Origin of the sequence: Pseudoalteromonas sp. NBT06-2 (genome assembly GCF_002276045.1) — a bacterium.
Lineage (GTDB): Bacteria > Pseudomonadota > Gammaproteobacteria > Enterobacterales > Alteromonadaceae > Pseudoalteromonas.
Genome location: NZ_NQMR01000415.1, coordinates 1 through 531, shown reverse-complemented (window position 1 = coordinate 531; position 531 = coordinate 1). Strand labels below are relative to the sequence as shown.

The window sequence follows — 531 nt, the reverse complement described above, 5'->3', positions numbered from 1 at the left end:
GATCTATCATGATCCTCAGGGATCATTTCAGTTTTGAATTTTTTTAAAATCGTCTTGAATTTCTTGTGATTGTTTAGGGTGTTTCGAACGACTGGTTATCCAAGAAAAATTCAATGAATTTAATAATCTATAAATATTATCTAAACAATATGTTACATCAAATTCTTCTTGAATATAATAGACAAGTGATTTACCTGTAAGGCGACCACCATTTGGCTTGATGCTATTTTGTGTTACATATTCTTTGAATTTTGTAAGTTGCTCTGTGGTCAAATAGCAAGGCCGCCCTGTTCGGGGTTGTTCTTTTAGTCCATCAAGTCCGTTTGCATAGAATTTTTTAGCCCAATCATTTACAGCTTTACGACTGAGCTTTAAATATATAGCGGCTTGTGTTCGGTCTGCACCATCTTTGATGTGTGAGAGAGCTAACAAGCGAATACGCATTCTACCATTAGTTTCTTTGGCGATAAGAGATTTAAAGTCTATTGATTTCATCTTCTCTTGAAGTTGTTTTTGGGAAATATATTTCAT

General features: G+C 34.1%; 1 protein-coding gene. It reads right to left on the bottom strand.

Translation table 11 applies throughout. The features are described from left to right. Positions 1-27: 27 nt before the first annotated feature. The coding region (locus CJF42_RS26355) for a helix-turn-helix domain-containing protein (RefSeq protein ID WP_095369412.1) at positions 28-531 on the bottom strand (504 nt) is incomplete at its 5' end.